17 protein-coding genes and 1 pseudogene are annotated in these 17980 nt (G+C 73.4%); 9 read left to right on the top strand and 9 right to left on the bottom strand.

The genetic code is table 11. The features are described 5' to 3' along the window. Nucleotides 1–58: 58 nt before the first annotated feature. Nucleotides 59–679, bottom strand: coding sequence for an aa3-type cytochrome oxidase subunit III (gene ctaE, locus LUW75_RS18645; RefSeq protein ID WP_250336633.1), 621 nt, complete (start codon nucleotides 677–679; stop codon nucleotides 59–61). A gap of 201 nt (nucleotides 680–880) precedes the next feature. Here ctaE and LUW75_RS18640 point away from each other — a divergent pair, with 201 nt between their 5' ends. Then, on the top strand, nucleotides 881–1282 hold the full coding sequence (locus tag LUW75_RS18640; RefSeq protein WP_250336632.1) for a response regulator transcription factor: 402 nt from the start codon (nucleotides 881–883) through the stop codon (nucleotides 1280–1282). Between the two features lie 39 nt (nucleotides 1283–1321). On the opposite strand, the gene LUW75_RS18635 is transcribed toward LUW75_RS18640, so the two are convergent. From LUW75_RS18635 to ctaC, 4 genes are all read right to left on the bottom strand, one after another. Then, a complete protein-coding gene (locus LUW75_RS18635; protein WP_250336631.1) occupies nucleotides 1322–2569 on the bottom strand; it encodes a L,D-transpeptidase in 1248 nt (415 codons plus the stop codon). A gap of 108 nt (nucleotides 2570–2677) precedes the next feature. Further along, a complete protein-coding gene (locus LUW75_RS18630; protein ID WP_250336630.1) occupies nucleotides 2678–3076 on the bottom strand; it encodes a cytochrome c oxidase subunit 4 in 399 nt (132 codons plus the stop codon). Then, nucleotides 3073–4821, bottom strand: coding sequence for an aa3-type cytochrome oxidase subunit I (gene ctaD, locus LUW75_RS18625; RefSeq protein WP_250336629.1), 1749 nt, complete (start codon nucleotides 4819–4821; stop codon nucleotides 3073–3075). The genes LUW75_RS18630 and ctaD overlap by 4 nt, the downstream gene beginning before the upstream one ends. Next, on the bottom strand, nucleotides 4818–5786 hold the full coding sequence (ctaC, locus tag LUW75_RS18620; RefSeq protein WP_250336628.1) for an aa3-type cytochrome oxidase subunit II: 969 nt from the start codon (nucleotides 5784–5786) through the stop codon (nucleotides 4818–4820). Before ctaC ends, ctaD begins: the two co-directional genes overlap by 4 nt. Nucleotides 5787–6019: 233 nt before the next feature. Between ctaC and LUW75_RS18615 the strand changes: the two are divergent. From LUW75_RS18615 to LUW75_RS18605, 3 genes and pseudogenes are all read left to right on the top strand, one after another. Continuing rightward, nucleotides 6020–7403, top strand: a pseudogene (locus tag LUW75_RS18615) (aminotransferase class V-fold PLP-dependent enzyme). Nucleotides 7404–7976: 573 nt separating this feature from the next. Further along, nucleotides 7977–8183, top strand: coding sequence for a hypothetical protein (locus LUW75_RS18610; RefSeq protein WP_250336627.1), 207 nt, complete (start codon nucleotides 7977–7979; stop codon nucleotides 8181–8183). Nucleotides 8184–8290: 107 nt separating this feature from the next. Next, a complete protein-coding gene (locus LUW75_RS18605; RefSeq protein ID WP_250336626.1) occupies nucleotides 8291–9706 on the top strand; it encodes a hypothetical protein in 1416 nt (471 codons plus the stop codon). Between the two features lie 72 nt (nucleotides 9707–9778). On the opposite strand, the gene LUW75_RS18600 is transcribed toward LUW75_RS18605, so the two are convergent. After that, nucleotides 9779–10135 (bottom strand): iron-sulfur cluster assembly accessory protein, encoded by a 357-nt coding sequence (locus tag LUW75_RS18600; protein WP_250336625.1) that lies wholly within the window; start codon nucleotides 10133–10135, stop codon nucleotides 9779–9781. 244 nt (nucleotides 10136–10379) lie between these two features. Between LUW75_RS18600 and nadA the strand changes: the two genes are divergently transcribed. Beyond that, the gene (nadA, locus tag LUW75_RS18595) at nucleotides 10380–11558 is read left to right on the top strand and encodes a quinolinate synthase NadA (RefSeq protein ID WP_250336624.1); all 1179 of its coding nucleotides are present in this window, start codon (nucleotides 10380–10382) and stop codon (nucleotides 11556–11558) included. Between the two features lie 213 nt (nucleotides 11559–11771). Here nadA and pspAA read toward each other — a convergent pair whose 3' ends face one another. Next, entirely contained in the window at nucleotides 11772–12053 is a 282-nt protein-coding gene (pspAA, locus tag LUW75_RS18590) for a PspA-associated protein PspAA (RefSeq protein WP_168439586.1), read from the bottom strand. Nucleotides 12054–12065: 12 nt separating this feature from the next. Continuing rightward, nucleotides 12066–12875 (bottom strand): PspA/IM30 family protein, encoded by an 810-nt coding sequence (locus tag LUW75_RS18585; RefSeq protein ID WP_250336623.1) that lies wholly within the window; start codon nucleotides 12873–12875, stop codon nucleotides 12066–12068. A 258-nt stretch (nucleotides 12876–13133) separates the two neighbouring features. Here LUW75_RS18585 and LUW75_RS18580 point away from each other — a divergent pair, with 258 nt between their 5' ends. From LUW75_RS18580 to LUW75_RS18565, 4 genes are all read left to right on the top strand, one after another. Next, nucleotides 13134–13730 carry a DUF3043 domain-containing protein gene (locus LUW75_RS18580; RefSeq protein ID WP_250336622.1) on the top strand — a complete coding sequence of 199 codons (597 nt, stop codon included), beginning with the start codon at nucleotides 13134–13136 and terminating at the stop codon, nucleotides 13728–13730. 59 nt (nucleotides 13731–13789) lie between these two features. Next, complete coding sequence (locus LUW75_RS18575; RefSeq protein ID WP_250337722.1) at nucleotides 13790–14524, top strand: class I SAM-dependent methyltransferase; 735 nt, start codon at nucleotides 13790–13792, stop codon at nucleotides 14522–14524. Nucleotides 14525–14614: 90 nt separating this feature from the next. Next, nucleotides 14615–16402, top strand: a complete 1788-nt coding sequence (locus LUW75_RS18570) for an ABC transporter ATP-binding protein (protein WP_250336621.1) — start codon at nucleotides 14615–14617, stop codon at nucleotides 16400–16402. A gap of 74 nt (nucleotides 16403–16476) precedes the next feature. Further along, on the top strand, nucleotides 16477–17568 hold the full coding sequence (locus LUW75_RS18565) for a S1C family serine protease (RefSeq protein ID WP_250336620.1): 1092 nt from the start codon (nucleotides 16477–16479) through the stop codon (nucleotides 17566–17568). A gap of 160 nt (nucleotides 17569–17728) precedes the next feature. Here the strand turns inward: LUW75_RS18565 and LUW75_RS18560 are convergent, their stop codons facing one another. Then, a complete protein-coding gene (locus LUW75_RS18560; protein ID WP_250336619.1) occupies nucleotides 17729–17935 on the bottom strand; it encodes a hypothetical protein in 207 nt (68 codons plus the stop codon). Between the last annotated feature and the right edge of the window lie 45 nt (nucleotides 17936–17980).

Raw genomic sequence — 17980 nt, 5'->3', positions numbered from 1 at the left:
TACCCCGGTGTCAGGATCTTCTGCGTCGATGCTTGCTGGAACTTCGGGCCGGGCCCGATTACTTGATCATGTAGATCGTGGCGAAGAGGCCGATCCAGACGACATCGACGAAGTGCCAGTAGTAGGACACGACGATGGCGGCGGTTGCCTGCTCGTGGGTGAACCGCCTCGCGGCGTACGTCCGGCCGAGGACCAGCAGGAACGCGATGAGGCCACCCGTCACGTGGAGGCCGTGGAAGCCCGTGGTCAGGTAGAACGCGGAGCCGTACGGACCGGAGGAGAGGGACATGCCCGCCTCCTTGACCAGCTCGGTGTACTCCAGCACCTGGCCGCCGATGAAGATCGCGCCCATGACGAACGTCACGATGAACCAGGCGCGCAGCTTCTTCACGTCGCCGCGCTCGGCGGCGAAGACGCCGAGCTGGCAGGTGAGGGAGGAGAGCACCAGGATCGCCGTGTTGGTCGCCGAGAACGGGAAGTTCAGGTGGCCCGCCTGCTCGGACCAGTATTCGGCACCCGTTACCGATCGCAGGGTGAAGTACATCGCGAAGAGGGCCGCGAAGAACATCAGCTCGGAACTCAACCAGATGATGGTTCCGACGCTGGTGAGGTTCGGCCGATTGACCGACGGGTGCGCGTGCCCGGTATCTACTGTCGTTGCTGTCGCCACGACCGACATTATGTCGGTCGCTTATCCCGCCCTCACTCCGGGGGTGCCGTTCGGAGTGTCCCCGCCCTCCGGGAGCCCTGCGGGCCCACCCGGACGGCCCATCGGGGAGGGGACCGAAGCGGTGCCGGACCGGTGCCGGGGGGCGGCGGGACGGAGTAGCATCCGCCGCATCGGTTACCGAGCACTGCCACGTACGAACTCGGAGGAACCATGCAGTCCAGCGCCACCGTACTGGTCTACAGCGACGACGCGGGCACCCGCGGGCAGGTGCGGCTGGCGGCCGGGCGCCGCCCCGCGGACGACGTCCCCCCGGTCGAGTACGTCGAGTGCGCGACGCTGCCGGCGGTCCTGGAGCGGCTGGGCGAGGGCGGTGTCGACGTGTGCGTGCTGGACGGCGAGGCCGCCCCGGCGGGCGGGATGGGCGTGTGCCGGCAGATCAAGGACGAGGTGTTCGACTGCCCGCCGGTGCTGCTGCTGATCGGGCGGCCGCAGGACGCGTGGCTGGCGACGTGGAGCCGGGCCGACGCGGCGGTGACGCTGCCGGTGGACCCGGTGGAGCTGGCGGACTCCCTGGCGGCGCTGCTGCGCAGCCGCCTGTCCGTGGAGGCCTGACCCGGATCCCGCCTCCCCTCCCGCGCGGCCCGCGGACCGCTACAGCGGCCGGGGCCGCAGCCGGGCGGGGTCGGCGCCCTCGCGGGTGCCGGCGTGGACGGCGCTGCCCCGGCGCCACCTGTCCCAGGACAGGTTCCAGTCGCCGAAGCCGTTGCCGAACGGGGTCATCTCCTCCCCCTGGCTGTTGACGACCCGGACGATGTCGCCGCGCCGGATGTTCCCGAAGAACCAGGCGGCGTCGGACGTGGACATCCCCACGCACCCGTGGCTGACGTTGGCGTACCCCTGCGAGCCGACCGACCAGGGCGCGGCGTGGACGTACTCGCCGCTCCAGGTGACCCGGGTCGCGTAGTGGACGGGCAGGTCGTAGGACTCGCTGCTGCCCTCGGCGATGCCGACCGTGGTGCTGCGCATCCGGACGAACGCCTGCTTCTCCAGCACCACCTTCACGCCGTTGCGCGTGGCGAAGCCGGGCTTGCCGGTCGTCACCGGAATGGTGTTGATCACCTCGCCGTTGCGCTTGACGACCATCTGGTGGGCGGCCGCGTCGGTGACGGCCTCGACGCGGTCGCCGATGTCGATCCGGAGCGGGGCGGTCGCGGTGCCGTAGAACCCGCCGCCGACGTGGAGGCCGGCGAGGTTGCTCGTCAGGGTGACGGTGGCGCCGGCGGGCCAGTACTCCCTGGGCCGGAAGTGGAGTTCCCGGTCGTCGACCCAGTGCCAGGCGCCGGTGACGGAGGGGGTGGAGCGGACCTTCAGGGCGCGCTCGACGGCCGCGCGACCGTCCTTGGTGGGGACGGGGGCGCTCAGGGTGGCGGTGAGGGGCTGGCCGACGCCGTACTTGCCCGCCTCCGGGCCGAAATCCACCTTCAGGAGCTTCTTGGCCGGTGCCGTCCTGAACGTCAGCGTACGGACGCCCGGGGCGCCGTCGGCGTTCTCCGTGGCGACGCGGACGGTGTAGCGGGCGCCGGCGGCGAGCGGGCCCGTGGAGCGCCAGCGGCCGCCGTCGGCGGAGAGTTCGCCCGCCAGGTGGTGGCCCGCCTCGTCGACGGCGGTGACGTCCGTGATGCGGGTGTCGCCGTTCTCGGCCCTGAGGGCGAGGGGCTTGTCGAGGGGGAGCTCGCGGCCCTCGCCGGGGCCGTCGAAGGCGACCTGCCGGGCGGCGTCGTACGGCCGCGCGGAGAGGGGATGGCCGTCCGGTCCCCCGCAGCCGGCCAGGCCGGTGCCCGCGGCGACGGCCAGCAGGGAGCAGCTGAGGGCTATGCGGAGGCTCGGGATGTGGCTCATGAGCACACCGTAGGAACGCCTGTCGAGCGCGGCACGCCGGGTGACTGCAAAGGGGGACCCGGCGGCCTCCTCTCGGAGTCCGCCGGGTCCCCCCACCGCTGCGGGTGGTCACTGGTTCTGGTTCTCGCCCCGGTAGTACTCGAAGACCCAGCCCCAGAGGCCGATCAGGATGATCGGCAGGGAGAAGAACATCAGCCACCAGTCGAAAGCCACGGCGAGGAAGGCGAACGCGCCGCCGAGGGCCAGGGAGAGCGGCTGCCAGCTGTGCGGCGAGAAGAAGCCGAGCTCACCGGCCTCGTCCGCGACGTCGGCCTCCTTGTCGTCCTGCGCCATGGCGTCGACGCGCCGGGCCGTGAAGGCCAGGTAGTAGCCGACCATGATCGCCAGGCCGAAGGCCATGAACAGCGCGGTGGTGCCGACCGGCTCCTTCGACCACAGGCCGTACAGGACGGCCATGGCCAAGAGGAAGAAGCTCAGCCAGATGAACATCTTGCCCTGGATCTTCACTTGCCGGCCTCCTTGCCGCCGACCAGCACGTTGTCCTCGCGGCCCTGGTTCTCGAGCTGGTCGAGCGCGGCGATCTCGGGGTGGTGCAGGTCGAAAGCCGGGGATTCGGAGCGGATGCGCGGCAGCGTGAGGAAGTTGTGGCGCGGCGGCGGGCAGGACGTGGCCCACTCCAGCGACCGGCCGTACCCCCACGGGTCGTCGACCTCGATCTTCTCGCCGTACTTGGCGGTCTTCCAGACGTTGTAGAAGAACGGCAGGATCGACAGGCCCAGCAGGAACGAGCTGATCGTGGAGATCGTGTTCAGCGCGGTGAAGCCGTCCGCGGCCAGGTAGTCCGCGTAGCGGCGGGGCATGCCCTCGGCGCCCAGCCAGTGCTGGACGAGGAAGGTGCCGTGGAAGCCGATGAACAGCGTCCAGAAGGTGATCTTGCCGAGGCGCTCGTCCAGCATCTTGCCCGTGAACTTCGGCCACCAGAAGTGGAATCCGGCGAACATCGCGAACACCACGGTGCCGAAGACGACGTAGTGGAAGTGCGCGACGACGAAGTACGAGTCGGAGACGTGGAAGTCCATCGGCGGCGACGCCAGGATCACACCGGTCAGGCCACCGAAGGTGAAGGTGACCAGGAAGCCGATCGTCCAGAGCATCGGCGTCTCGAAGGACAGCGAGCCCTTCCACATGGTGCCGATCCAGTTGAAGAACTTCACACCGGTCGGGACCGCGATCAGGAAGGTCATGAAGGAGAAGAACGGCAGCAGCACGCCGCCGGTGACGTACATGTGGTGGGCCCACACCGTCACGGACAGGCCGGCGATCGCGATGGTCGCGGCCACCAGGCCGATGTAGCCGAACATCGGCTTGCGGCTGAAGACCGGCACGATCTCGGAGACGATGCCGAAGAACGGCAGCGCGATGATGTACACCTCGGGATGGCCGAAGAACCAGAAGAGGTGCTGCCAGAGCAGGGCGCCGCCGTTGGCCGAGTCGAAGATGTGCGCGCCGAACTTGCGGTCGGCCTCCAGCGCGAAGAGCGCCGCGGCCAGGACCGGGAAGGCGAGCAGGACCAGGACACCGGTCAGCAGCACGTTCCAGGTGAAGATCGGCATGCGGAACATCGTCATGCCGGGGGCGCGCATGCAGATGATCGTGGTGATGAAGTTGACCGAGCCGAGGATCGTGCCGAAGCCGGAGAAGGCCAGGCCCATGATCCACATGTCGGCGCCCACGCCCGGGGAGCGGATGGCGTCCGAGAGCGGGGTGTAGGCGAACCAGCCGAAGTCGGCGGCGCCCTGCGGGGTGAGGAAGCCGGCCACGGCGATGGTCGAGCCGAACAGGTAGAGCCAGTAGGCGAACATGTTCAGCCGCGGGAACGCCACGTCGGGCGCGCCGATCTGCAGCGGCATGATCCAGTTCGCGAAGCCGGCGAACAGCGGCGTCGCGAACATCAGCAGCATGATCGTGCCGTGCATCGTGAACGCCTGGTTGAACTGCTCGTTCGACATGAGCTGCGTGCCGTGACGGGCCAGCTCGGCGCGCATGAACAGCGCCAGCAGACCGCCGACGCAGAAGAAGGCGAACGAGGTGACCAGGTAGAGCGTACCGATCGTCTTGTGGTCGGTGGTGGTCAGCCACTTCACGACCACGCTACCGGGCTGCTTGCGCCGGACGGGCGACTCGTTCTCGTACGGCTCCTTCGAGCCGTCGGCTGCCGCGACGGCACCCTGAGGTTCGTTGGGGATGCTCACAGTTGGTTGTTCTCCGCATTCCTGGCCGGGTCCGTCTGCTCAATGCCCGACGGGATGTAGCCGGTCTGCCCCTTCTCGGCCAGCTCCTTGAGGTGCTGCCGGTAGCGCTCCGGGGAGACCACCTTGACGTTGAAGAGCATCCGGGCGTGGTCGACGCCGCACAGTTCGGCGCACTTGCCCAGGAAGGTGCCCTCCTGCGTGGGGGTCACCTCGAAGGCGTTGGTGCGGCCCGGGATGACATCCTGCTTCATCAGGAAGGGGACCACCCAGAAGGAGTGGATGACGTCACGGGAGGTCAGGACGAACCGGACCTTCTCGCCCTTGGGCAGCCACAGCGTCGGGCCGGGGTTGCCGGTCTGCGGGTTGCGCGTACCGGGGACGCCCGCGTCGTGGACGCCCTCGGCACCGGCGGGGAACTGCTTCTGCCACTTGTCCGGGATGGCGTCGAGCTCCGGGGAGGGCTTGGCGCCGGTGGCGGCGTCGCCGTCCACGTTCTCGATGTAGTTGAAGCCCCAGCTCCACTGGTAGCCGACCACGTTGACGGTGTGGGCCGGCTTCTGGGAGAGGGTGAGGAGCTTGGACTCGTCACGTGCGGTGAAGTAGAACAGCACCGAGACGATGACGAGGGGGGTCACCGTGTACAGCGCCTCGATGGGCATGTTGTACCGGGTCTGCGGAGGGACCTCCACCTTGGTGCGGCTGCGCCGGTGGAAGATGACGCTCCACAGGATCAGGCCCCACACGAGCACGCCCGTGGCGAGCGCTGCCGCCCACGAGCCCTGCCAGAGGGAGAGGATCCGCGGGGCCTCCTCCGTCACCGGGGTGGGCATGCCGAGGCGGGGGAAGTTCTTCCAGTTGTACGAGCAACCGGAGGCGGTAGCCAGGATCAGGCCCGCAGTCAGCACCTGCGGCAGCTTCCGCCGCATCGGGCGCCGCGACGAGCGGTCGGAGCCGTTGGGACTCACGTAGCGCCTTCCCGAGAGTCTCGCCCGCGGCTCGGCTGCGGCCGTCTCGCTGGTCGGTCGCCGCCCTGACGCGGGCAGGGTTTGGATGTTTATGCGGACCAAACCCTACTGGACGCCTTCCGGGGCTGCGCGGGGAGGGTGCCCAACGCGCCGCCGGGCCCCTCTTTCGGGTTGTGGGCGCAGGTCGCGGGCCTGTGGCCGCTTCCGGAGGGGTGCGGGGTTAGCGTTGCCGCGTGGCCTACTTCGACGTCGCCTCCTCCGCGCCCCTGCACCCCGTCGCCCGTCAGGCGCTCCAGGCCTCCCTGGACGAGGGGTGGGCCGATCCCGCGCGCCTGTACCGGGAGGGCCGGCGCGCCCGGCTGCTGCTGGACGCCGCGCGGGAGGCGGCGGCGGAGGCGGTGGGGTGCCGTCCGGACGAGCTCGTGTTCACCCCTTCGGGGACGCACGCGGTCCACTCGGGCATCGCCGGGGCCCTCGCGGGGCGGCGCCGGACGGGCCGGCACCTGGTGGTGTCGGCGGTGGAGCACTCGTCGGTGCTGCACGCGGCCCAGGCGCACGAGGCGGTGGGCGGGGCGGTGACGCGGGTGCCGGTGGGGCGGTCCGGGGCGGTGGCCCCGGAGGCGTACGCCGGGGCGTTGCGCGGGGACACGGCGCTGGCGTGCCTGCAGTCCGCCAACCACGAGGTGGGGACGGTGCAGCCGGTCGCCGAGGCGGCGGAGGCGTGCCGGGCGGCGGGGGTGCCGCTGCTGGTGGACGCGGCGCAGTCGCTGGCCTGGGGTCCGGTGGACGGGGGCTGGTCCCTGCTGGCGGCGAGCGCCCACAAGTGGGGCGGTCCGGCGGGGGTCGGGCTGCTGGCGGTGCGCAAGGGGGTGCGGTTCGCGCCCCAGGGGCCGGCGGACGAGCGGGAGTCCGGGCGGTCGGCAGGGTTCCCGAACCTGCCGGCGATCGTGGCGGCGGCGGCGTCGCTGCGGGCCGTGCGGGACGAGGCGGCGGTGGAGGCGGCACGGCTGCGGGGGCTGGTGGAGCGGATCCGGGCGGTGGTGACGGAGGCGGTGCCGGAGTCGGAGGTGGTGGGCGACCCGGTGCGGCGGCTGCCCCATCTGGTGACGTTCTCGTGCCTGTACGTGGACGGGGGAGGCGCTGCTGCACGAGCTGGATCGGTCCGGTTTCTCCGTTTCATCCGGTTCGTCGTGCACCAGCTCGACCCTGACGCCCAGTCACGTCCTGCGGGCGATGGGGGTGCTGTCGGAGGGGAACGTCCGGGTGTCGCTGCCGCTGGGCGTGGCGGAGGCGGACGTGGAGCGGTTCCTGGAGGTGCTGCCGGCCGTGGTGGCCGGGGTGCGGGAGCGGCTCGGGGCACCGGTGGCCGGCCCGGCGGCACCGGGCCGGAGCGGGGGGCTGGTGGTGGACGCGCTGGGGAAGCGGTGTCCGGTGCCGGTCATCGAGCTGGCGAAGGCGATCGGCGACGTGCCGGTCGGCGGGACGGTGCGGGTGCTCGCGGACGACGCCGCGGCGCGACTGGACATTCCGGCGTGGTGCGGGATGCGGGGCCAGGAGTACGTGGGCGAGGAGCCGGCGGACCGGGGCTCGGCCCATGTGGTCCGCCGGCTCGTGTGAGGCGCCCGGCCGCCCCGGGCGGGCCCGGACCCCGGCAGCCCCGTCGCCGCGGGTCCCGGTGGAGCGCCCCGCGAGGCGGACGCGGCGCGGGGTGCGCTCCTGCGTGCCGGGGGTCCCGCCGACCGGGGTGGCGGGCGTGCGGCCGGCCCGGGCGGCCCGGAGGAGCTCGGGGACCCGTACCGGGCCGGTGTCCGCGCCGTGCCGCTCGGGCCGGGCCCGGTGCTCGTCGGAGTCGGCGGCGGGGCGCCGGCCGGGACCGGTGGGGCACCCGGCCCGCGCCGGAGCGGGTGTTCGCGCCGGCACCGCCTCCGCGGACGCCGGGGTCGTCGACGGGGAGGGAGGGGGGACCGCGTGCGTCCGGTCGGCGGCGAACCGGTCGGCGGACCGGCCGGGGAAGGCCTTGAGGCGGCCGGTGGCGATGGCGCCGACGGCCGCGACGCGCACGGCGGGAGGCTCCCGGGGGGCGCGGACGGGACGGCTCACGCCCTCGGGGCTCACGGGGTGGTGGCGGACCGAGGAAAACACCCGATAGGAGGTCTTCTCGGTCGGAGGCGGTGTGCGTACGGTGCCGGTATGACGGACCACATCGCCTCGTACGGACGGCCGGAGCCCGAGCTCACCCTGGCGGAGCTGCGCGGGAACTCCGCGCGGATGGCGCCCCACTGGCGGGCTCCCGCGGCGGCCGCCCCCGCCCCCGTGCCGCCGTCGCTGATCCACGGGGTGGTGGTGGAGCCCTCGTCCGTCCGGCTGATCGCCGCCACCGCCGAGTACGGCGCCTGACACCCGTACGGCGCACGGAACCGCTCGCCCGTCCGCCCCGTCACACCCGTGTCTCCCGTCAGGCGGGAAGTACGACTGGTGACGTCGACCGACGAAGGAGCGTTGCGGTGAGCGAGATGGAGACCAGCACGGACGTGGGCCCCGGCCGACGGCGGCCGCCGCTCGTCGCCGCCCTGGTGGCGGCGGCGGTGCTGGCCGCGGGCGGCGGGACGTACCTGGCGGTGGCCCGGACGGGCGGCGGGGACGCGGACTCGGCGAGGACCGGCGCCCCGGCGGACGGACGCGGCGGGGGGCCCGCCCTCTCGCCCTCCCCCGGCGGCACGCCCCCGGGCATCGCACCGGGCGAGCCGGACCCGAGCGGCGACGAGCGGTACCGGGTGGGCGTCGCGCTGCCGAAGGCGCCGGAGACGGCCCACGCCTACCGGGCGCAGGGGAAGGCCACGGCGGCGGACGCGGCCCGGCTGGCGAAGGCGCTGGGCTTCGCCGGGGCGCCGGTGAAGGGGCCGGTGGGGTGGCGCGTCGGCCCCGACAAGGACGGTTCGGGACCTTCGCTCAGCGTGTACGAGTCGGGGGACTGGCGGTACGAGGCGCGGGGCCCGTCCACCGACGACTGCCGCCCGGGCAAGCGGTGCGGGGCGGACCCGACGGCCGGCCCCCCGGTGAGCGACGAGGCCGCGCGGCGGGCCGCCGCACCGCTGATGAGGGCGCTGGGCCTCGCGGACGCCGCCGTGTCCTCCGAGGCCCGGGGCCCGGCTCGCCTGGTGACCGCCGACCCGCGGGTCGGGGGCCTGCCCACCCGGTCGTGGGAGACGCGGTTTACCGTGGACGCCGGCGGAGGCGTCGTCCTCGCGGAGGGACGGCTGGCCGGGCTGGCGCACGGGGGCGCGTACCCGGTGATCAGCGCCGAGCAGGCGGTACGGGAGCTGAACGCGACCGTCAGGGCGGAGTGGCCGAGGGGCGGTACCGGCGGCTGCGCGACGTCCGTCCCGCTCGACGGGGCCGGCGTGGGGACGGTCGACCGGGCCGGGGCGGACCCGTGCGAGCCGCGGACGGACCTGCCCAAGTCCCCCCGGGAGTCCGTGACCACCATCCGCACGGCCGTGCTCGGGCTGTCGTCGTCGGTGGGGCGGACCGGGGAGGCACTGGTGCCGACCTGGCTGTTCGAGGGCGAGCGGGACGGGCGGTCGTACCGGTTCGACTACCCGGCGGTGCCGCTGGAGCGGCTCTTCCCGAAGGCGGAGCCGTCCGAGCTGCGCGTCGAGCCCTACACGCAGCGGGACCGGCGGCTGGGGGTGGCGTTCACCGGCGGGGCGTGCAGCCGGTACCTGGTGAAGGCGGAGGAGACCGCCGAGCAGGTGCGGCTGCGGCTGTTCGAGATCCCGGACGGTTCGGGACGGGTGTGCGCCGCGATCGCGCTGCCGGTGGACGCGGCGGTGGAGCTGGACGGGCCGGTCGGCGACCGGGCCGTGGTGGACGCGGCGACCGGGCGGTCGCTGCCCCGGGTCGGCACGTCGGCGAAGTGACGCGGAAGGCGGCGGTTCCGGACCGGGAGGGGTCCGGGACCGCCGCCTTCCCCGCGGGCGGGCGTCAGCGGGTCAGCTGAAGGAGTCGCCGCAGGCGCAGGAACCCGTGGCGTTCGGGTTGTCGATCGTGAAGCCCTGCTTCTCGATCGTGTCGACGAAGTCGATGGAGGCGCCGCCCAGGTACGGGGCGCTCATGCGGTCGGTGACGACCTTGACGCCGCCGAAGTCCTTGACGACGTCGCCGTCGAGGGAGCGCTCGTCGAAGAAGAGCTGGTAGCGCAGACCGGAACAGCCACCCGGCTGGACGGCGACGCGGAGCGCCAGGTCGTCGCGGCCTTCCTGGTCGAGCAGGGCCTTGACCTTGGCCGCGGCGGCGTCCGTCAGGATGAGGCCGTCACCGACAGTGGTCTTCTCGTCCGATACGGACATCTGCTTTTCTCCCGGGTTGTTCGGAGACTGCTTGCCGACGGTTGCAACCGGCGGGGTCGCCGATTCATTCCGGGCCGCGCCCGGCCCTTCCCTTCATGCTCGCACACCGGCGACGGCGCGGGCGCCCGTGCTCGGGAGGCGAATTCGTCACATCGACGCTATGGAGATCGTCAAAGTGACGTGAAACCGGTTATGATAGATAACGTCAATTAGACGAAAAGGCTCAGTAGAAAGGGTGCGTGACGTGACCACCGCCCAGCCCCTGGATGTCCAGCCGACGCCGCTCGCCCTGCTGCTGCTCGGCCGCGAGGCCGACCCCAAGAGCGAGCGGGGCGTCGAGTGCCCCGGCGACCTCCCCTCCCCGTCCGACCCGGACCTGGTGGAGCGCGCCCGCGCGGCCAAGGCGAGGCTCGGGGACAAGGTCTTCGTCCTCGGCCACCACTACCAGCGCGACGAGGTCATCCAGTTCGCGGACGTCACGGGCGACTCCTTCAAGCTCGCCCGGGACGCGGCCGCCCGGCCCGAGGCGGAGTACATCGTCTTCTGCGGTGTGCACTTCATGGCCGAGTCGGCGGACATCCTGACCGGCGACGACCAGAAGGTCGTCCTGCCGGACCTGGCGGCGGGCTGCTCCATGGCCGACATGGCCACCGCCGAGCAGGTCGCCGAGTGCTGGGACGTGCTGGGCGAGGCGGGCGTCGCGGACGTGACCGTACCGGTCTCGTACATGAACTCCTCCGCCGACATCAAGGCGTTCACCGGCAAGCACGGCGGTACGATCTGCACCTCCTCCAACGCCGAGCGCGCCCTGCGCTGGGCCTTCGAGCAGGGCGAGAAGGTCCTGTTCCTGCCCGACCAGCACCTCGGCCGCAACACCGCGGTCCGCGACATGGGCATGTCCCCCGACGACTGCGTCGTCTACAACCCGCACCGGCCCGGCGGCGGGCTGACCCCCGAGCAGCTGCGCGGCGCGCGGATGATCCTGTGGCGCGGCCACTGCTCCGTGCACGGCCGCTTCTCGCTGGACTCGGTCGACGAGGTCCGCGAGCGCATCCCGGGCGTCAACGTGCTGGTGCACCCGGAGTGCCGGCACGAGGTCGTCGCCGCCGCCGACCACGTGGGCTCGACCGAGTACATCATCAGGACCCTGGAGGCGGCGCCCGCCGGGTCGAAGTGGGCCGTCGGCACGGAGCTGAACCTGGTGCGGCGCCTCGCGAACCGGTTCGCCCCCGAGGGCAAGGAGGTCGTCTTCCTCGACCGGACCGTCTGCTTCTGCTCCACCATGAACCGGATCGACCTGCCGCACCTGGTGTGGGCGCTGGAGTCGCTCGCGGAGGGCAACGTGGTCAACCGGATCCAGGTCGACCGCGAGACGGAGAGCTTCGCCAAGCTGGCGCTCGAGCGGATGCTGGCCCTGCCGTAGGCGCGGCGCCGGGCCCGTCCCGGGTCCCCGGGTCCGCCGCCGGGCGGGCCCGGCCCGTACGCGACGGCGGCCGGCCGCGCGGCGCGGGCACCGGGCCACGCGCCGTGGCCCGGCCCGCGCGGGTGCCGACCGGGGAGGACCGGCCCGCGGGCGCCCGGTGGTCCCGCCCCGTCGGAGGGGTCGGCGACGTGGGCCGGGCGCCGCCCCGGGGCGCTACGGCGGAGGGATCAGCCCTCCGCCGGAGAGGAGGGAGCGGACCTCCTCCAGGGTGGCGTCCGGCGACGGGAGGATGAGTTCGGAGGGCTCCAGGGAGTCGTCCGGGAGCGGCTCGCCCAGCTCCCGGACGCGGTCCAGGAGGGCGTGGAGGGTCCGCCGGAAGCCGGCGCCGTCACCGGTCTCCACCTCGGCGAGCAGTTCCTCGTCGAGCCCGTCCAGTTCGGCCAGGTGGCCGTCGGCCAGCCTCACCTGGCCCTCCCCCATGATCCGTACGATCATGACGCGCCGTCCTCAATCCTTCTCGAACCTCGGCTGTGCCTGACGGTCCTGTGCCTGTGCCCGGTCCTGTGCCCGCGTGCCGTCGCCGCTCTCGATGGCCTGCTGCTGCGCGGTCGTGCCCCCGGCCAGCTCGGCCTTCATGCGCTGGAGCTCCAGTTCCACGTCCGTGCCACCCGACAGGCGGTCCAGCTCGGCCTGGATGTCGTCCTTCACGAGGCCCGACCGGTCGTCGAGGGCGCCGGAGGCGAGGAGCTCGTCGATGGCGCCGGCGCGGGCCTGGAGCTGCGCGGTCCTGTCCTCGGCGCGCTGGACGGCGACGCCCACGTCGCTCATCTCCTCCGAGATGCCGGAGAAGGACTCGGCGATGCGGGTCTGGGCCTGCGCCGCCGTGTACGTGGCCTTGATGGTCTCCTTCTTCGTGCGGAAGGCGTCCACCTTGGCCTGGAGGCGCTGGGCGGCGAGCGTCAGCTTCTCCTCCTCGCCCTGGAGGGTCTGGTGCTGCGTCTCCAGGTCGGTCACCTGCTGCTGCAGCGCCGCGCGCCGGGACAGCGCCTCGCGGGCGAGGTCCTCGCGGCCGAGCGCCAGCGCCTTGCGGCCCTGGTCCTCCAGCTTGGCGGACTGGCTCTGCAACTGGTTGAGCTGGAGTTCGAGGCGCTTGCGGGAGGTCGCCACGTCCGCCACGCCGCGGCGGACCTTCTGGAGCAGCTCCAGCTGCTTCTGGTACGAGTAATCGAGGGTCTCGCGCGGGTCCTCGGCCCGGTCCAGGGCCTTGTTCGCCTTCGCGCGGAAGATCATCCCCATACGCTTCATGACACCGCTCATGGGCTTCGCGCGCCCCCTTCTGAACCGACTCGGCTGCAGCACTCCGACAGAACCCACAGTACGGGCCCTGTCTCCATTACCGCACTGTTCGAGCGCCGACGCGCTCCTCCCCGAGGACGACTGCCGACGGCTTCCCTCCGGCGCAGGGAGGAGGGGGACGTCGGGGCGTCTGGGGCCGGCGGCGGTGGCGCGGGCTGTTGCCGGATCGTTCCCCGCCGCGGCGAGGTCCATGCCCGGCACCCCGTACCCTTGGGATTTGTGTTCCGTAGCCGTTCGAAGGATGAGAAGGCCCCCACCGACAAGGTGACGGCGGACCTCTCCAAGCAGCCCCGCGACCCGCAGGCCCCCAAGGGCCGCCCCACTCCGAAGCGGAGCGAGGCCCAGTCCCAGCGCCGCCGCGCCGTGACGCCACCGCTCGACCGCAAGGCGGCGATGCGCCGCCAGCGCGAGGCGCGCCGTGCGGACCTCGCCCGCCAGCGCGAGGCGCTGGCCACCGGCGACGAGCGCTTCCTGCCCGCCCGCGACCGCGGGCCGGTTCGCCGTTTCGTGCGGGACTTCGTCGACTCGCGGTTCTTCGTCGCCGAGATGTTCCTGCCGTTGGCGGTGGTCATCCTCGTCCTGTCGGTGATCCAGGTCGGCCGGATGCAGGCGATCGCCACGCTCCTGTGGCTGGGTGTGATCGTGCTGATCGTCATCGACTCGATCGGCCTGTCGATCCGCCTGAGGAAGCAGCTGAAGCAGCGCTTCCCGGACCAGCCCAAGCGCGGCGCCGTGGCGTACGCCCTGATGCGCTCGCTTCAGATGCGTCGGCTCCGGCTGCCGAAGCCGCAGGTCAAACGAGGAGAGCGGCCCTGAGCGCCACGGTCTTCGGGTGCGGGGGCGCGGCGGCGGAGTGGCTGGGCGGACTGGGCGGACTGCGCGACACCGTCCGCCAGGAGCTCGTGGCGCGCCAGCTGGACGAGCAGTTGGGCGCCCGCTACCCGGTGGGCCAGCGGCTGCGGATACTCGACGTCGGCATGGGGCAGGGCACGCAGGCCCTGCGGCTGGCCCGGGCCGGCCACACGGTGACCGGGCTGGAGTCGGACCCCGGGATGCTGAAGGTCGCCCGCGAGGCGCTGGCGACCGAGCCGGCCGGCATCCGCGAGCGGTTCCGCTTGATCGAGGGCGACGCCCGGGAGACCGGCGTGCACTTCCTGCCGGGCAGCTTCGACGTCGTGCTGTGCCACGGCGTCCTGATGCACGTGGACGAGCCCGACGCCCTGCTGGCCGGGCTGGCCCGGATGCTGGCGCCCGGCGGTCTGCTGTCCCTGGTGGTGCGGAACGCGGACGCGCTGGCCATGCGCCCGGGGCTGGCCGGGGACTGGTCGGCCGCCCTGGCCGCGTTCGACTCGGACACCCATGTGAGCGAGCTGGGCACGCCGACCCGCGCCGACCGCCTGGGGGCGCTGATGGCCACGCTGGCCGGGATCGCGGCGCCGCTGCAGGCCTGGTACGGCGTGCGGGTCTTCACCGACGCGGTGCCCGCCGACGAGGGGCTGCCCGCGGCGCGGGAGCTGGAGCGGCTGCTGGCCGCCGAGGACCGGGCGGGCCGCACCGACCCGTACCGCGGGGTGGCGGCGCTGCTGCACCTGTGCGGCGTCCGCGGCTGACCGCGCGCCCCCGCCCGTGCGGGTCCGCCCGCGGCGTCCCGTCGTCCGCGGCGGGCAGGCGCGCGGGGGGGTTTCCGCGTCCCCGTAGGCATGGGAACCGCTGAGGAGACGACCGACCTCGGGGCCGCGGCGCCCCGGCTGCCCGCGCGCGAGACGTGGCGGGCCCTGTACCGGCACTTCCGGCCGCACCGCGCGGTCGTCGCCCTGGGCGCGCTGCTGGCGCTGGTCGGCACCGTGGCCGGGCTGGCGCAGCCGCTCGCCGCGAAGGCCCTGGTGGAGCGGCTCGGGCGGGAGGAGCCGATCACCGGCCTCCTGCTGGGCCTGACCGCGCTGGTGGTCGTCGGGACCGCGGTGCAGGCGGCCGGGTCGTACGCGCTGGAGCGCACCGCCGAATCGGTGGTGCTGGCCGCCCGCCGCTCCCTCGTCGGCCGGCTGCTGCGGCTGCGGCTGGCCGAGGTGGAGCGGACCCGGCCGGGCGACCTGATGTCGCGGATCACCTCGGACACGACGCTGCTGCGGGCCGTGACGACGCGGTCGGTCGTCTCGGCGGCGACCGGGGGGCTCGGGTTCCTCGCCACGCTCGTGATGATGCTGCTGATGGACGCCGTCCTGCTCGGTGTGACGCTCGGTGTGATCGTGCTGATCGGCGGGGCGTTCGCCCTGGCCGTGCCGAGGATCGCGGAGGCGACGCGGCGCTCGCAGGCGGCGGTCGGCGAGATATCCAGCCGCCTGGAGCGGGTGTTCGGGGCGTTCCGCACGGTGAAGGCGTCGGGCGCCGAGGCGCGGGAGACGGCCGCGGTGGAGGCGGCGGCCCACGACGCGTGGCGGCACGGGGTGAAGGCCGCCGCGTGGCAGGCGCTCGCCGGGTCGTCGGTGGGGCTCGCGGTGCAGGTGTCGTTCCTGGCCGTACTGGGCGTCGGCGGGGCACGGGTCGCGTCGGGGGCGATCACCGTCGCGGAGCTGATCGCGTTCCTGCTGTACCTCTTCTACCTGATCGAGCCGGTGTCGGAGCTGGTCGAGGCGGTGACGCAGTACCAGGTGGGGTCCGCGGCGATCGCCCGGATCGAGGAGGCGGAGCGGCTGGCCGTCGAGGAGCCGGAGCGGGGGGCCGAACCCGTCGCGGCGGGCGGGACCGGACCGGCGTCGGTCGTCTTCGAGGAGGTGCGCTTCCGGTACCGGGAGGACCTGCCGTACGTGCACCACGGGGTGTCGTTCGAGGTGCCCGGTCCCGGCATGACCGCGTTCGTCGGGCCCTCGGGCGCGGGCAAGACGACCGTGTTCGGGCTGGTGGAGCGGTTCTACGAGGCGACCGGCGGACGGATCCTCGTCGACGGCAGGGACGTGCGGGACTGGCCGGTCGCCGCGCTGCGGGCCGCCATCGGGTACGTCGAGCAGGACGCCCCGGTGCTGGCGGGGACGCTCCGCGAGAACCTCGTGTTCGCCGCGCCCGGCGCGACCGAGGAGGAGGTCCGGGAGGTGCTCGTGCGGGCGCGGCTGGACGCGCTCGTGGAGCGGCTGCCGGACGGGCTGGACACCGTGGTGGGGCACCGGGGCTCGAAGCTGTCCGGCGGGGAGCGGCAGCGCGTCGCCGTGGCCCGGGCCCTGCTGCGCAGGCCGCGGCTGCTGCTGCTCGACGAGGCGACGTCGCAGTTGGACGCGGTCAACGAGCTGGCGCTGCGGGACGTCGTCGCGGAGGTGGCCCGGGAGGTGACCGTGCTGGTGGTGGCCCACCGGCTGTCGACGGTGACGATGGCGGACCGGATCGTGGTGATGGACGCGGGCCGGGTCCGGGCGGTGGGCACCCACGCGGAGCTGGTGGCCGGCGATCCGCTCTACGCGGAGCTGGCGGCGACCCAGTTCCTGGCGACACGGGGGTAGCGCGGCGGTGTCCCACCCCCTGTTCGGGTGCGCTGCACGGGCGGACGCGAACGGGCGGAAGCGATACTCCGGGCATGGACCTCCCACCGCCGCGTGCGCGTGCGCTGCTGCTGCCCCTCGTCGCCGGAGTGGGCGCGGCCGCCCTGCTGGGCGGCTGCACCACCGCCCTGCCGCCCGCCGGGCCCGCGGCGGCCGGGCCGCGCGTGGCGGGCACGGCGCACGGGCAGGCGCCGCGGCAGGCGGGCGACCTGCAGAGCGAGTACCAGACCGTCATCAAGAACGTCCTGCCGTCGGTCGTCACCATCCAGGCGGGCGAGAGCCTCGGCTCGGGGGTCGTCTACGACGCCCGGGGCCACATCGTGACCAACGCCCATGTCGTCGGCTCCGCCCGCAGCTTCCGCGTCACGGTCGCCACGCGGGAGCAGCCCCTGGCGGCGCGGCTCGTCTCCAGCTACCCGGAGCAGGACCTGGCCGTCATCAAACTGGACGGCCCGCCGCCCGAGGGGGTGCGCCCGGCGCGGTTCGGCGACTCGGCGAAGGTCGAGGTCGGGCAGATCGTCCTCGCCATGGGGGCGCCGCTGGGGCTGTCCGGCAGCGTCACGCAGGGCATCGTCTCCGCGATCGGCCGCACCGTCAGCGAGGGCCGGGCCGGCGGCGGGACGGGCGCGACGATCGGCAACATGGTGCAGACGTCCGCGCCGATCAACCCCGGAAACAGCGGGGGCGCCCTGGTCAACCTGGACAGCGAGGTCATCGGCGTCCCGACCCTCGCGGCGGCCGACCCCGAGGCGGGCGGGGGCTCGGCGCCCGGCATCGGCTTCGCCATCCCCGTGTCGATGGTGCGGACGGTCGCGGACCAGATCGTGAGGTTCGGGAGGGTGCGGGACTCGGGGCGGGCGGCGCTGGGGATCTCCGGGCGCACGGTCGTCGACGACGACTACCGGCCCGCGGGGGTCGCGGTGGAGCGCGTCCTGGAGGGCGGCGCGGCGCAGGAGGCGGGGCTGCGGGTGGGGGACGTCATCACCCGCCTGGAGGGCACGAGGATCACGACGATCACGTCGCTGCTGGAGGCGCTGGCCTCGCTGAAGCCGGAGCAGGAGGTGACCGTGCGGTACGTGCGCGAGGGGCGCACCCGGACGGCGCGGGTGACCCTGGGCGAGATGTGACCCGGAGGTCCGCCGCGGGGCGCCCCGGACCCCCCGCCGGGCGCCGCGCCCGCTCCGCGCGGGACGGGCGCGCACCGGCGCGCGGGGCCCGGGGACGGGCGCCGGACCGGCCCGCCGGGCGGGGCGGGGCCGCCGGGAGCGGCGGGCCGGCCCGGCGGGGTCAGGACTCGGCGTCCAGCGGCATGGGGCCGTAGACCTCGGTGCCGTCCTCGAGGAGCGTCGCCCGGTCCGCGCCGCCCTCCAGCAGGTCGCGCCAGGTCTCGCCGATCCAGGACTCCGCGTCCCCCTGCGTGGTGAACTCCTCCGGCCTGACCGCCGGCTCCACCTCCGTGCCGTCGGCCTTCTCGAACCGCCACGTCCACGCCATGTGCGCCTCCCGGGTCCTGCACCTGTGCTGGTTCCTGCCCGCAGC

The sequence above is a fragment of the Streptomyces sp. MRC013 genome, assembly GCF_023614235.1.
Taxonomy (GTDB): Bacteria; Actinomycetota; Actinomycetes; order Streptomycetales; family Streptomycetaceae; genus Streptomyces.
The sequence above is the reverse complement of the archived record's forward strand: the minus strand, read 5'-3'. Positions and strand labels throughout refer to the sequence as shown.

Coding starts and splice junctions, on each gene's coding strand:
- LUW75_RS18565 (WP_250336620.1), top strand. CDS start 16,477: ATGGACCTCCCACCGCCGCGTGCGCGTGCGCTGCTGCTGCCCCTCGTC.
- LUW75_RS18600 (WP_250336625.1), bottom strand. CDS start 10,135: ATGTCCGTATCGGACGAGAAGACCACTGTCGGTGACGGCCTCATCCTG.
- LUW75_RS18570 (WP_250336621.1), top strand. CDS start 14,615: ATGGGAACCGCTGAGGAGACGACCGACCTCGGGGCCGCGGCGCCCCGG.
- LUW75_RS18640 (WP_250336632.1), top strand. CDS start 881: ATGCAGTCCAGCGCCACCGTACTGGTCTACAGCGACGACGCGGGCACC.
- pspAA (WP_168439586.1), bottom strand. CDS start 12,053: ATGATCGTACGGATCATGGGGGAGGGCCAGGTGAGGCTGGCCGACGGC.
- LUW75_RS18610 (WP_250336627.1), top strand. CDS start 7,977: ATGACGGACCACATCGCCTCGTACGGACGGCCGGAGCCCGAGCTCACC.
- ctaE (WP_250336633.1), bottom strand. CDS start 679: ATGTCGGTCGTGGCGACAGCAACGACAGTAGATACCGGGCACGCGCAC.
- LUW75_RS18560 (WP_250336619.1), bottom strand. CDS start 17,935: ATGGCGTGGACGTGGCGGTTCGAGAAGGCCGACGGCACGGAGGTGGAG.
- LUW75_RS18635 (WP_250336631.1), bottom strand. CDS start 2,569: ATGAGCCACATCCCGAGCCTCCGCATAGCCCTCAGCTGCTCCCTGCTG.
- LUW75_RS18585 (WP_250336623.1), bottom strand. CDS start 12,875: ATGAGCGGTGTCATGAAGCGTATGGGGATGATCTTCCGCGCGAAGGCG.